The organism is Roseicitreum antarcticum (assembly GCF_014681765.1).
Taxonomy (GTDB): Bacteria; Pseudomonadota; Alphaproteobacteria; order Rhodobacterales; family Rhodobacteraceae; genus Roseicitreum; species Roseicitreum antarcticum.
This window is the reverse complement of record NZ_CP061498.1, coordinates 3,045,578-3,059,400: the sequence shown is the minus strand read 5'-3', so window position 1 is coordinate 3,059,400 and position 13,823 is coordinate 3,045,578. Positions and strand designations below refer to the sequence as shown.

11 protein-coding genes are annotated in these 13,823 nt (G+C 62.7%); 6 read left to right on the top strand and 5 right to left on the bottom strand.

Going from position 1 to position 13,823, the window contains the following annotated elements; genetic code table 11:
- Positions 1-240: 240 nt before the first annotated feature.
- Together amaB and H9529_RS14580 are read left to right on the top strand one after the other, a co-directional pair.
- A complete protein-coding gene (amaB, locus tag H9529_RS14585; protein WP_092886388.1) occupies positions 241-1,743 on the top strand; it encodes an L-piperidine-6-carboxylate dehydrogenase in 1,503 nt (500 codons plus the stop codon).
- On the top strand, positions 1,733-3,013 hold the full coding sequence (locus H9529_RS14580; RefSeq protein WP_092886386.1) for an NAD(P)/FAD-dependent oxidoreductase: 1,281 nt from the start codon (positions 1,733-1,735) through the stop codon (positions 3,011-3,013). Before amaB ends, H9529_RS14580 begins: the two co-directional genes overlap by 11 nt.
- A 62-nt stretch (positions 3,014-3,075) precedes the next feature.
- Here the strand turns inward: H9529_RS14580 and H9529_RS14575 are convergent, their stop codons facing one another.
- A complete protein-coding gene (locus H9529_RS14575; RefSeq protein WP_092886384.1) occupies positions 3,076-3,726 on the bottom strand; it encodes a response regulator transcription factor in 651 nt (216 codons plus the stop codon).
- Positions 3,723-5,888, bottom strand: coding sequence for a hypothetical protein (locus tag H9529_RS14570; RefSeq protein WP_092886382.1), 2,166 nt, complete (start codon positions 5,886-5,888; stop codon positions 3,723-3,725). The genes H9529_RS14575 and H9529_RS14570 overlap by 4 nt, the downstream gene beginning before the upstream one ends.
- 282 nt (positions 5,889-6,170) lie before the next feature.
- Between H9529_RS14570 and H9529_RS14565 the strand changes: the two genes are divergently transcribed.
- The 4 genes from H9529_RS14565 (at position 6,171) to H9529_RS14550 (ending at position 9,934) form a co-directional block, all read left to right on the top strand.
- A complete protein-coding gene (locus tag H9529_RS14565) occupies positions 6,171-6,740 on the top strand; it encodes a hypothetical protein (protein WP_223814193.1) in 570 nt (189 codons plus the stop codon).
- A gap of 57 nt (positions 6,741-6,797) precedes the next feature.
- Positions 6,798-8,072, top strand: coding sequence for a surface lipoprotein assembly modifier (locus H9529_RS14560; protein ID WP_223814192.1), 1,275 nt, complete (start codon positions 6,798-6,800; stop codon positions 8,070-8,072).
- A 174-nt stretch (positions 8,073-8,246) separates the two neighbouring features.
- Positions 8,247-9,560 carry an NAD(P)/FAD-dependent oxidoreductase gene (locus H9529_RS14555; RefSeq protein WP_092886378.1) on the top strand — a complete coding sequence of 438 codons (1,314 nt, stop codon included), beginning with the start codon at positions 8,247-8,249 and terminating at the stop codon, positions 9,558-9,560.
- Positions 9,561-9,571: 11 nt separating this feature from the next.
- Positions 9,572-9,934: a DUF5368 domain-containing protein gene (locus tag H9529_RS14550; RefSeq protein WP_092886376.1), complete on the top strand. Its 363-nt coding sequence runs from the start codon at positions 9,572-9,574 to the stop codon at positions 9,932-9,934.
- A 185-nt stretch (positions 9,935-10,119) separates the two neighbouring features.
- Here the strand turns inward: H9529_RS14550 and H9529_RS14545 are convergent, their stop codons facing one another.
- The 3 genes from H9529_RS14545 to H9529_RS14535 form a co-directional block, all read right to left on the bottom strand.
- On the bottom strand, positions 10,120-11,103 hold the full coding sequence (locus H9529_RS14545) for an ABC transporter permease (RefSeq protein ID WP_092887035.1): 984 nt from the start codon (positions 11,101-11,103) through the stop codon (positions 10,120-10,122).
- A gap of 10 nt (positions 11,104-11,113) precedes the next feature.
- The gene (locus tag H9529_RS14540; RefSeq protein ID WP_223814191.1) at positions 11,114-12,616 is read right to left on the bottom strand and encodes a sugar ABC transporter ATP-binding protein; all 1,503 of its coding nucleotides are present in this window, start codon (positions 12,614-12,616) and stop codon (positions 11,114-11,116) included.
- 91 nt (positions 12,617-12,707) lie between these two features.
- Complete coding sequence (locus tag H9529_RS14535) at positions 12,708-13,652, bottom strand: sugar-binding protein (RefSeq protein WP_092886372.1); 945 nt, start codon at positions 13,650-13,652, stop codon at positions 12,708-12,710.
- Between the last annotated feature and the right edge of the window lie 171 nt (positions 13,653-13,823).

Here is a 13,823-nt window from a genome sequence, read left to right as displayed (position 1 = left end):
TGATTTAATATCTGTCATACAGATTTATCTACGTCAAGTCTGTCTCTTTGCATTCCTTTCATGGTCTGTGCGTTTTGTGATCTGGTTCAGCACCGGGCAACGCCAGACGCAGACACTGCGTCGCAAGGGGTCGACCGCTTCACACGAACATCCTACAAAATACCAAAGGCCCCCGTTGCTGTGTATCGCCCGGCAGGTGCGGGATGGGCGCCAACGGGACAGAAGAAGGAAGATTTCGCCATGAACCATGTAGATATTCTAGCCGCTTGCGGCCTTACGCAGAACGGATTGACCGGTGGAACCCTGTCGGTCACAACCCCGGTCGACGGATCCGAGATTGCGCGGCTGACCCCGCACAGCACGACCGAGGCCCGCGCGATGATCGACACTGCGCATGCGGCCTTCCTTGAATGGCGCAAGGTGCCCGCACCGCGCCGGGGCGAGTTTGTACGGCTTCTGGGAGAGGAATTGCGGCGGCAGAAAGCGTCCCTCGGCGCGTTGGTGACACTGGAGTGCGGCAAGATCTTACAAGAGGGCCTGGGCGAAGTGCAGGAGATGATCGACATCTGCGACTTTGCAGTGGGACTGTCGCGCCAGCTCTACGGGCTCACCATCGCGTCAGAGCGGCCGGGACATGCGATGCGCGAGACATGGCACCCCATGGGGGTCTGCGGCGTAATCACCGCTTTCAACTTCCCTGTGGCACCTTGGTGCTGGAACGCTGCGCTTGCACTGGTCTGCGGTGACCCTGTCATCTGGAAACCGTCCGAGAAGACGCCGCTGACCGCGCTGGCGGTGCAGAATATCTGCGAAAGGGTACGTGCCGAATTTGGCGAGGATGCGCCCGAAGGACTGACGCAGGTCTTGGTTGGCGAACGGGACCTGGGCGCGGCTCTGACTGCGCACCCGTCGGTCGCCATTGTTTCGGCAACCGGGTCGGTGCCCATGGGCCGCGCCGTCGCAGCCGATCTGGCGAAGCGCCTTGGCCGTAGCATCCTGGAACTGGGTGGCAACAATGCGATGATCGTAGCGCCTTCAGCGGATCTGGAAATGGCATTGCGCGCCATCGTTTTTTCCGCGGTCGGGACGGCAGGGCAGCGCTGCACCTCCCTGCGTCGGCTGATCGTGCATGAAGATGTTTACGACGCACTGATCCCCCGGCTGGTGAAGACTTATGAAGGGCTGCCGGTTGGCGACCCACTGGCGGATGGCACGCTGGTCGGGCCGCTGATCGACGTTCAGGCCTTGGCAGCAATGGATGCCGCGCTGAACACCGCCCGTTCGGAAGGCGGCACCGTGCATGGCGGCGGGCAGATACTGACCGACAGCCATGCCGCCGCCGCCTATGTCCGCCCCGCGATTGCCGAAATGCCATCGCAGACCGCGATTGTGCACCATGAGACCTTCGCGCCCATCCTCTACGTCGTGAAATACCGCGATCTGGACGACGCCATCGCGATGCAGAACGCAGTGCCACAGGGGCTGAGTTCGTGCATCTTCTCGACCGATGTGCGCGAGACCGAGTATTTTCTGTCGACGGTTGGATCGGATTGCGGCATCGCCAATGTGAATATCGGCCCCTCGGGTGCCGAGATCGGCGGGGCCTTCGGTGGTGAAAAGGACACCGGCGGCGGGCGCGAGAGCGGCTCGGACGCGTGGAAAGGCTATATGAGGCGCCAGACCAATACCATCAACTACTCGCGCGAACTGCCGCTGGCGCAGGGGATCAGGTTTGACATCTGACCAACCCGGCAACCTCTGGCGCGCCAGCCACCGGGCCGTCGGCGATGCTCCTGCCCTGCGTGGGGACATCGCCACCGATCTGCTGGTCATCGGTGCGGGCTTCACCGGCTGTTCCGCGGCGTTGGAGGGGGCGCAGACTGGGGCCGGGGTTGTCGTGCTGGAGGCCGGAAGCATTGGCCACGGTGGATCGGGGCGCAACGTGGGGCTGGTGAATGCGGGCCTTTGGCTGCCTCCCGACCGGATCATCGGCACGCTGGGCCAGGCTGCGGGGATGCGCCTGATCGACGCGTTGTCCGCCGCACCCGACGCAGTCTTCGGGATCATAGCAGCGCAGGGTATCGACTGCGGCGCAGTGCGCAACGGCACGCTGCACCTTGCACACGCCCCCTCGGGCCTGCGCGAATTGGAGGACAGGTTCCGGCAAGGAAACCGGGCCGGGGCACCTCTGCAACTGCTGGATGCCGGGGAAACTGCACGGCGCACAGGCTCGGATGCCTTTTATGGCGCACTCTTCGATCCTCGCGGCGGCACCATCCAGCCGTTGGCCTATTGCAGGGGGCTTGCGCAGGCGGCCCGTTCTGCTGGCGCGCAGATATTCGAGAATGCGGGCGTCAGCCGGGTCTGGCATGACGGTACAGATTGGCATGCCGCATCGCAGGGCCACAGCATCCGCGCCCGGCATCTGATCGTGGCGACCAATGCCTACGCCGACGGGATCAGGGGAGTGCCCGGGCAGCAATTTGTCCCCGTCCACTTCAGCCAGTTCGCCACCGCCCCCCTGAGTGAAGCACAGCGCGCACATATCCTGCCCGGCGGCGAAGGCTGCTGGGATACCGATCTGGTGATGAGTTCGGTACGGTTGGATGGCGACGGTCGCCTTGTCATCGGGGGCTGCGGCAACCTTGCCGGCCCCGGCGCGCGGCTGCACCGGCGATGGGCCGCGCGCAAAATGGCAACGCTTTATCCGGCGCTGGCTGGGCTGCCGTTCACCCATGCCTGGGAAGGCAAAATCGCCATGACCGCTGACCATCTGCCGAAGGTCGTTGCCTTCGGGCCCGGTGCAGTGTCGATCTTCGGCTATTCGGGCCGCGGCATCGGCCCCGGAACGTTGTTCGGGAAATGCGCCGCACAGGCACTGTTGTACGGAAAGACCGATGCGCTGCCCATAGACCCCATCGCGCAGCACCGCGAAGGGCTGAAAGGTGCGCGCACCGCGTTTTATGAAATCGGCGCGACGGCGACACATGCCATTCGGCCCAGCCCGATCTGACGCGGCTGTTTTTCTGAGGCCGCGCCCCTGAGGCCACGCCCCTGAGGCCTCGGCGCCGGGTCTTACCGGGGGGTGCTTCCGTCATGCTTCAGGCCCAGCAGGGCAGCATGCCATGCGGCCTCGGCACGCGAACTGATGCCCAGTTTACGGTAGATGATCTTGATGTATCCCGCGACCGTTGTTTCAGCGATTCCCATCTGGATCGCGACCTCAGAATTGCGCAGCCCCCGGGAAATCAGCTCCAGCACCTCTGCCTCGCGCAGGGTCAACCGTGCGTCCATCCCCGCGACCGGGCCGGTCTGGCCGAAATGGTTCATGATCCGCCGCGCCACCGGGGGCGACAGAGCAGGCAACCCGACGGCCAGTTGCGACAGCTGCCGGATCAGCAGGGCGGGCGCAGTTTCCTTGAGCAGGTAACCATCCGCACCCGCCGACAAGGCGCTGACGATGCTCGCATCATCGCTCATGACGGTTGTGACAATGCAGGTGGCATCGGGATGCGCCAGCCGCGCGCTGCGCAGCACGTCCAGCCCCGACCCATCGGGCAGACCCAGATCAATGAGCGCCAAATCGACCGGATGCGCCAGCAGGGCCACAGCGGCGCGGACCGAGTTCGCTGTCCTGACCTGCGCATCTGGGAATGCATCGCACACGATATGCGAAAGCCAGCGCCGCACCTCGGCCAGATCCTCGACGATGAGCACATTCTTCATTCCGCAGCCTTTCCGGGTATGGCTTCCAGTGGGATCGAGGTGGCGATGATCGTGCCGGACGGCGCAGTTTCGACACTTAAAGCGCCATCACATTGCAGCATCCGGGTCCGCAGGTTGGCTAGTCCGTTGCCTTCGGCGGCGGCGATCGGATCGAAGCCCGACCCGTCATCCGACAACGCGACACGAAGCTGCCCGTCCGCCACGCGCACCATGACGCTGGCACGCCGCCCCCCCGAATGGCGCACGACATTGGCGACGCCTTCACGCACGAAGGCGCGCAGCGTCTGGACCAACGGCGCGGGCACTGTGACACCGCTGGTACCGGCCGTTTCCCAGTGGAGCGCCAGCCCGGCGGCCTCCAGCACCTCAGCCACTTCGGCGCGCAAATCGGCCAGCAGGTCCGACAGCAGCCAGGGTTCGTGCATCGGGTTGGAAACGATCTCACGCAGGTCGGCCAGTGTCTGGCGGATCAGCGTATTCTTGCGGTCAGCCTCGGGGGTGTGCAGGGCGCTGAGCAGCAGGATACCGATGTTGTCATGCATATCGCGGTTGATGCGCAACCGCTCGACCAGCACGGCCTGCGTATAGCTGCGGTGACGTGTGAGCGCATCGCCCAGCAGATGACTGATTGTCGCCGCGCGCCGAGCATCGCGGCTCGAGAACAGCCTTGCGCCCCTATCTGCATAATCAAGGCGCAGCCCCGGCAGACCCGCCACCCCCGGCAAGAACAATGTGCGCCCGTCCTCTGCCAAGCTCGGTGCGTCGGCCACGTCAGCGCGCGGGAGGATGGAAAGCGGGCGAAACATCTCATCCCACAGCGCCGTGGTCGCCGCCAGTTGCTGCCCGGCTTCGGGGAGGTGGGCGATATCGGTGATCTGGCGGTAAAGATCTTCGATTGGCAGGGCCGTGTCACGCTGAACCCAACCGGACAGCCGACGGCGCAGCGGCAGATAAATCAGGCAGACAACGGCCAGCGACAGGCTGAGTGCGGGCAGCCGATCCAGCGCCAAGCCAAAGATCAAAAGCGCATCCAGCATCAGCAGCAACGCGACACCGACGGCGTAGAACAGGACGCCCAGCGACCAGTCCGCCAGATCAAACAGCCGGTATCGCGCAACGCCCAGAGCAATGCCCGTGTAGATCAGGAGGAAGAACAGGAATGCGGTGCTTTGCTCCAGAACCGCATCGCGACCCAGAAGCGGCGGCACGATCACGGTCACCACGAACCCGCCAGCACCCAGCGCAACCGACAGCCCTAGCCACCCCATCATGGCGCGCGCGGCAAGGTCGCGCCAGTTCGTCCAGACCTGTGCGGCAATCGCGATCAGCAGCACTGCCATGGTCGCCGAAACGAAGACCGGCAGCAGGGGCACATATTGCGGCCAGTCCAGCCCCAGCACGACCGCCAGCATCAGACCGATCACCAGCGCTGGGAAACCAAGCGCCGCCCCGCGCACCAGCCGCTTCGGATAGATCAGAAACAACGTGACCATACCGATCCCGAACAGCAAGGTGCCAAATCCGTTGACCCGGCTGGCAGCCACAAACGTCGCTGGACCCAGCGCCAGTTCGCGGGTGCTGTAGATCGCGGCCGCCTGCGCCGACAGTGCCAACCCTACCCCGGACAGCAACAGCATCCAGGCTGCGGCATCCTTCGGGCGCAGCGTAACCACCCAGGCGCCCAGGGACAGGCCAACAACCCCCACGAAAAGCTGTGACCAGAAGTTGAACGGCAGATCGCCCAGTGGTCGGCTGCTGGCCGGCGTGACCATGACGGTCTGCTGCGCGCCGTCGCGGCCCAGCAGCACCGCGACCTGGCCCCCAACCATTGCCGCGTCAATCTGCGCCTGGCGGTCAAAGAACCTGCGAACCTGCGCGGCCTTGCCCAGGGTGTCCGGCTCTTCCACCAGATCGTCGGGTTCTAGCGCGATACTGGCACCGCCTTGGGGCCCGATGGCAATCAACCGCGCGCCGCGCATGTCTTGCATCGGACTGCCCTGCGCAGTCCCAGCGATGATCACCGCTGCACCCTGATCTTGCGCCTTCAGGTCGATCCCCAGCCACGGCTGTGCCATCGCCACCCAAACGCTGAGGCCTGCCAGACCCAGTGCCACAAACAACGCGCCCACCAGGATGACGCCGGGTGCGATCTTACGTTGCATGCCAATTCTCCTTACCAAGCTCTGCGCACCGCCGGGGTCTTGATGACCTTTACGCCCAGCGGCTTTCTGGCGCCCCCCCCCGAACAGGGGGGAGACGCACCACCACGCTTTTGAGCAATGTGTACCAGCATTAAAAATGCTTTCAATTTGGAGCGACGGATGAAGAAGAACAAGACATTTGATCTGGTTTTGTGCCTGGGTCTTGCGACCGCACTTACTGGGTGCCTTGGCTCGGGCGGCGGTGGTGGTGGCGGAGGCGGTGGCGGTGGAGGCGGCCCAACCATGTTCGAAGACAACTACAACGCTGCCATTGGCACACAACCGACCACGAACATGCCGACCCGGATCGAGGGCGACTATAGCGGCCAGTTCAAGGTTGGCGTGAACACAGGCTCGCTCGGCGACATCAACCAGAATGCCGAGATCTTCGGCGATGTGAATGTCGCCGTCGACTGGACCGACGGCCAAAGCACCAACCCGTTCACCGGTTCGGCGAGCAACATTTTGGTGCGCGATGTGACATCGGGCGCCAGCGAGACGCTGACAGGCACGCTGAACGTCGATACCGCGCTTGGTGGCACCATTTCGCGCGTTACGAACCCCTCAACAGTCGTCGGCGGCTTCACCATCCCCGAGACCAATACGGGGGCCTTCCAGTTTGGCATGAATGGCCGCCTTTCAGGGTCCGAAGGCGAGGTTGACGCGACGGTCCTGGTCGGCGGCACCTTCCATGGCACCAATGCTGAAACCATGACTGGCGTCGTCTCAGGCGGTTTCAGCGAAGTTGGCAGCACCAATCCCGCGATCTTCGATGCCGGGATCGGCGGGGTGATCTACCTCAACCGGCAATAATGCTGATACTGGGGCACGGTCGTCCCGGCCCCACTCCAGTCTGCTGAAAGCCATGCCATGAAGCGGTTACTCTTGGCCCTGCTGTGTGTGTTCTGGCCAATCTTCGCCTCTGCCTCTTCTCTCGAAGAGGCAGAGGCAGCGCTGCGTCGGGGGCAGACCGACGCAGCGCTTTCGTTTGCGCAAAGCCACCGGCCCACCGACGGGGCCGAGACAATCCGGCGACTGTGGGTTCTGGGCGTTGCCTACAACCGACAGAACCGGCCCCGCGCCGCGATCGACCCCCTCAACCGGCTGGTCGCTCTTGCCCCCGCACAATCGGAATTCCGGCTGGAACTGGCGCTGTCATTGATCCGCGCAGGCCAGAGCGAACGCGCCCGCTATCACCTCGGCCTCGCGCAGGGGGCGGATCTGGCGCCTGCGGTACGTGCGCGGGTGGAGTCCGAGATCGACACCATCGATAAAAGCCGCAACTGGCAAGGCTATATTCGTTTCGCGATCGCGCCGGAAAGCAACGCGGCCCGCCGCACGGCGGCCGAGATCATCTCGCTGGGCGGTTTCACCTTCCGGCTGGTACCCGGCGCGCGGGCGCAACCCGCTACGGGGGTAGAGCTTGGCTTCGGCCTCGCCGCAATGCCACGACTGAGCGATGACCTGCGCGCGCGGCTAAGCGTCGACGCCAGTACCCGCCTGTTTAGGGGACGCGCCCCGGACGACCTGACGCTGCGCGCAGGGGCTGCACTGCTGCATTTCGGCGACCGGGGGCGCCAACTTTCGGCCGAGGTCTTCACAAGCCGTCGCTGGCTGGACAACCAACACTATTCGCAAAGCCTTGGCGTTGAATTTCGGCATTCCCGCCTGATCGGAAACCGGGCGAACCTTACCGTTTCAGCCCAGCGCGAACGGTTGCACTATCGTCAACCCGCCTACATCGTTGACCGTACGGCGGTCGGCCTGCAATTTGTCCATGCCACGACCGCGCAACTGCAACTGCACGCATCGGCACGGGCCGAGGTGCGGCATAGCCAGAACCAGCTTGCCGCCGGGCATGCCATCGGTGTCACGATCGGCGGACAATACAGCTTTACCGGCGGGCTGCGCGCGGGGCTTACGCTTAGCCAAGACTACAACACCTTTCCAGGCCTTCATCCGTTGTTTGGCGTCCGGCGCACCGACCGAAAATCCGCAGCGACGCTACAGATCAACAATCAGAACTGGTCGCGGTTCGGCTTCTCACCCGTTCTGAAAATCGCGTATGAGCGTCAGCATTCCAGCATCGTAGTCAACAGCTACAGCAACCTATCGGCATCGGTCAGCCTGACCCGCGCATTCTGACCCCGTTGACCAGAAGTGACGCTGCACAGCACGCCCGATTGAATGGGGCGTCCGCCTGCGTCAGGGAAGTGCAGGCATGACCAAAACATTCAAATTACTGAATTCGATTGATCCAGATCAAGGCGCCTACCGCGACATCGTGCTGCTATGGCACGATAGTTGGAGGAGAATGCCATGGACTTCACAGATCTTGCCACATCCCGCCGCGGCTTCCTGGCGCTTGGCGCGGCAGGCGCGGCGCTTGCCAGTGTCGGCCTGCCCGCCGTTGCCGCGCGCGTCGCCACAAGGGCGAAAATCGTCATCGTTGGCGCTGGAGCGGCGGGCACCGCAATGGCAAACCGCTTGGTTGAACGGCTGGACGGCGCACAGATCACCGTAATAGACGCGCGGGCTGAACACCTCTATCAACCCGGGCTGACGCTGGTGGCCGCTGGGTTGAAACCGGCGTCCTACACCCGGTCCCGCACCACGGACTGGCTGCCGCAAGGCGTCACACTGATCACACAAAGCGCTACGGCAATCGATCCGGTGGCGAAGACCGTCGACACTTCTGGCGGTCAGACCATCGCCTATGACTTCCTGATCGTCGCGCCCGGCCTTGTGCTAGATCACGACGCGATCGAGGGTTTTTCGCTCGATATGGTCGGCACCAACGGCATCGGTGCGCTTTATGCCGGGCCAGAATATGCCGCCAGAACCTGGGCGGCGGCGCAAGCTTTCACCGAGAATGGCGGCGTCGGCGTGTTCACCCGCCCCGCGACCGAAATGAAATGCGCCGGTGCGCCCCTGAAACATGCCTTCTTGATCGACGACATCGCCAGCCGGACAGTAGGCGCAGGAAAATACAAGATCGAATATGCCGCGAACAATGCATCATTGTTCGGCGTGCCCATCGTGTCCGAAAAAGTGCGGATGCTGTTTGACGAACGCAACATCCATGCAAATTACAGCCATGTACTGAAAGCAGTCGATGCAGGACGCAAGGTTGCCACATTCGCCACCCCTGATGGCGATACCGAGATGGGGTATGATTACCTTCACGTAATCCCGCCGCAGCGCGCGCCGGATGTGATCCGCCAATCGGGCCTCTCCTGGGCCGACCGCTGGACCGATCAAGGCTGGGTCGAGGTGGACATGAAAACCCTGCGCCACCTGCGCTACCCTGAAGTGTTCGCGCTTGGCGACGTGGCGGGGGTTCCCAAAGGCAAGACCGCCGCATCGGTCAAGTGGATGGTGCCGGTGGTCGAGGATCATCTTGTCGCCGCCCTGTCGGACAGTGAAGGGACCGCCGAATACGACGGCTATACCTCTTGTCCGCTGATTACCCGGGTTGGGCGGGCCATGCTGATCGAATTCGACTATAACAACAATCTGGTGCCATCCTTCCCTGGCCTGATCGCACCGCTGGAAGAATTGTGGATCAGCTGGCTGATGAAGGAAGTGGCGCTGAAAGCCACTTATAACGCCATGCTGCGCGGCAAGGCCTGAAGGAGGACACCATGCAAAACCTGACACTTCAAACCCTGATCGCCGTGTTCGAAGAGATCTTTGGCCGCGCCTTGTTCTGGGCGATGGTTGCTGGGGCAGCCATCGTGACCATCGCCTATGTCTATGTGCTCGTGCGGGACCGGTCGGTATCCATGCGTAAGTTCCTGCTGGCACAGATCTCGATGCCGTTCGGCGCGCTCGCAGGCGTGGTGTTCGTCCAGGCGATGACCAGTTCGCACCTGCGCGATATCGGCGGGCCGGTCGATGTGCTCGTTCTGTTAGGCGTCGCCTTCATAGGGGCCATCGGCGTGGCGATCCTGGTCTACACCGCGCAATCACTGTTCTTCCGCAGCCAGTCTTCGGACGACGGCTGACAGCGCGGGGCGCATCGTGCTGACCAGCGGACTGGCGCGCAAGCAATTCGTATGGACCTTGATGCTCAAACACCATCCGGACCGCACGTGAGCGGACCTCAGGCGAGTAGCGATTTACCATTTTGCTTTTTGTCATGACCATCTTCGTTACTAAAGTTGATGGTCTCCGACAAACTCGGGGCGATTCAGTTCTCTCCTGTGAGTGTGGCTCGCATCAAAGCCTCGCGGCGGCGGGCCCTGAAGCGATCAAACTGGGTGTCCGCAATGACGCCGGTCAGAATTACGCCGCCCATTACCGCGAAGTTAAGCGATGACGGCACACCGAGCAGATTGACAAGGTTTTGAAGGACTTGGAGCAGGATGACGCCGAGGCAAACGCCGATGATGGAACCTTCGCCGCCACGCAAGGAGAAACCACCCAGCACGGCGGCGGCGATCGCATAGAGCTCGTAGAAATTACCGTGCGACGACGGCTGGACTGAGCGGGTGTACATCGCAAAGAAGATTGCCGAGAGCGCGGTTAGAACGGCACAGATGACATAGGCGGCGGCGATGACCCGCCGCGAGTTGATCCCGGAGTAGCGCGCTGCCTCCTCGTTCTTGCCCACGGCAAATAGGTGTCGGCCAAAGACCGTCCGGTGCAACAGGAACCACGATCCCGCCGCCACGACGAGGAAGGCGACGGCGGAATGGGGCACGCCCGAGGTCCGTCCGGTCGTGAGATATTCCAGCATCGGGAAACTGCTCCCGAAAGGAAACCCGGCGGTACCGTCAGCTGTGTAGAACCGGGCGAGCCCGCGATAGATCAATAGACCGCAGAGCGTGACGACGAAGGGTTGCAGTCGCAGGCGTGTGATGAGCCAGCCGTGCAGCAGCCCGATTATACACCCCAAGGCCAGCACGATCAGCGCTGCGATCGGCCATGGCACGCCGTTGGCGATCATGTCGACGAAGAGTACTCCCAGAAGAGCGATGACCGAGCCCACAGAAAGCTCAATCCCCGCCGTCACGATAACGAAGGCCTGCGCGACCGAGAAAAGGCCAAAAAGGCCAATCAGGTTGGCCGTATTCGCCAGGTTCACTGCCGAGACAAACCTGGGATTAATCAGAGCGACCGTCACGCCCACGCTTATGACCAAAAGCCCCAGTCCAATATCCTTGCGTAGCACTGCCTTCTCCCTATTCCACTGCCAGGCGAAGGATCGCCTCTTCTGTGACCGCCTCATGCGCGAGCATCCCTGCGATCCGGCCCCGGCACATCACGGCGACCCGGTCCGATACGCCGATTACTTCTTCCATGTCCGACGAAATCATGAGGATCGCGACACCTCGATCCGCCAAATCCCGCATCAAGGCATAGACCTCGGCCTTGGAGCCGACGTCGATCCCCCGGGTCGGTTCATCGAAGATCAATACCCGTGGCTCCATCGCGAGCCATTTGGCGAGGACCACCTTCTGCTGGTTGCCGCCCGACAATTCTGCCGATGCGCGGTGCAGATTTGCCGCCTTGATCCTCAATCGCGTACGCGAAGTCTCGGCCAGCGCAATTTCGGCGCGCGGATCGAGGCGGCCCCAGCGCGAAAGGCGGAAAAGGCTGGGCAATGAAATATTGTCGCAGACCCCAAAGTCCAACAAGAGTCCCTGCCCCTTCCGATCCTCTGGCACCAGACATAGACCGGAGGCAATCGCATCGGCGACACTATGACTGGACAAGCTCAGACCATTGATGGTGACAGTCCCGTCAAGCGCCCTGTCGATGCCGAACAATACGCGCGCAAGCTCGGAACGACCGGCGCCGACCAGGCCTGCCAGTCCGAGAATTTCCCCGCCATGCAACGTCAGATCGACGACACTTTCCGGATGCGCCGCGGTACGCAGGCCCCGCACCTCAAGGACCGGAGCGCCTGGCGTCTGGACCTCCCGCTGGAGCGTGCGGCCGACGTCCCGCCCGATCATCATCCGCACCATCCGGTCGCGGGTGATCTCGGCCCTCGACAGGGTGCCGACGTTCTTCCCGTCACGCAGTCCGACGACACGGTCGGCGACCGCCTCGATTTCTGACAGCCGATGCGTAATGAACAGGACCGCTACATCGCGCGCCCTGAGATCCGAAATGACCTCCAGCAAGCGCTCGGTTTCGGACAAGGTGAGGCTCGACGTCGGCTCGTCGAGGATCACGAGGCGGGCGTTCATCGAAAGCGCCCGGGCAATTTCCAGCATCTGCTGATCGGCTAGCGACAGACCCAGAACCGGATCGTCGGGTCCAAACCGTGTCCCGAGCAATTTCAAGATCCCCTCGACCTCGCGCGACATGGCGGCACGATCCATCTTGCCGAACGGACCGCGCCGGATTTCCCGTCCAAGGAGCACATTGCCGGCCACGTCGAGGTTAGAGAAAGGGTTCAGTTCCTGATGCACGAATGCGATACCGAGCTTCGTCGCCTGCGCAGGAGTCAGTCGGGCGTGGGCGATGCCGTCGATGACGATCTCGCCGGCGTTGGCCGCAATGGTTCCGCCCAGCACCTTCATCAGGGTTGATTTTCCTGCGCCATTCTCTCCAATCAGTCCGACGACCTCGCCTCCGCAAATGGAGAGATCGACAGCAGAGAGCGCGACCGCGCCTGGATAGACTTTGGTTACGCCTGAGAGTGTCAGGTCGATGGGTTGAACGGAAACTGTCACGCGCGGGGTCCTTGGATCGGGCGTCAAAGTTGGCCACACCGGGCCATTGTCTGGCCTGGTGTGGCCGGTCTTGAGCGACGGGAGGTGCCGCTCAGCCGCCGAGGCGTTCGCGCAGCTCAGCCTCGAAAGCATCCACGTTAGATTGGTCGATAATCTTTGTCGGCACGATGATCAGTCCGTCTTCGGGCACGCCCGAAGTGTCGCCCGCCAATACCGCCGCCATCAGAAGCATGCCCTGATACCCCCATTGATAGGGGTCCTGCACGACCGTCCCCGCAAAGTTGCCTTGGCGTACGGCGCCAAGGGTGATCGGATCTTCGTCAAAGGCCACGACCGTGATGTCGCCTAGGCGACCGGACGCCTGCAGCGCTTCGTAAATCTTGGGGGGATTGTAGGAGTAGAAGCCAACCATGCAATCGATCTCGGGATTGGCGGCAAGGACGTCGTCTACGTTGGACCGTGCGCGGGCGAAGTCGACGTCATCGCCGCGTACATCCACCAGTTCGATCCCCGACCCTTCGATCGCCTGACGAAAGCCCGCAATCCTCTCAACCGCGTTGTCGGCCCCCAGAAAGCCGACGAACCCCATGCAGGTGCCGCCGTCCGGCATCGCCGATAGCGCGATTTCGCCGGCCTGAACCCCCGCCAACGTGTTGGACGATCCCAGATATGCGATCCGGTCACTTTGGGGCGCGTCGCTGTCGGTCGTCAATAGCGGGATCTGGGCGGCAATCCGGTTGAAGGCGTCGATTGAATTACTCGGATCGACCGACGAGATCATGATGGCATCGACACCGGCCGCGACCAGGTCGTCCATCAACTGGTTCTGCGCGGCGGCGGTGCCGGTTGCCGGATAGCGGAACTGCAGGTCATGGTCAGGAAGCTCGGCCTGCGCGGCGAGAACCCCGCCCTCGGCGAGTTTCCAGAAGTCGGAAGCGGCATTGACCACGAAGGCAAGCGAATGCTGCTCCTGTGCTTGGGCGCCGCCCCCGGCGCAAATGGCCACGGCTGTAAGGAGTGCGGATGAGCGTTTCATGACGGCTTTTTCCTTTCGGTTGTAGGGTCCGCGAACGTCCATGCGGACGAGGAGCTCGTATATTTCATTAATATTATTACTAATCATGCAGGATTCCGGCCAATGGGCGCGATTTCACCACACGGGTTGATGGCAGTCGCTTCGGGTCTGCGGTCGCGAGGCGGACTGGCC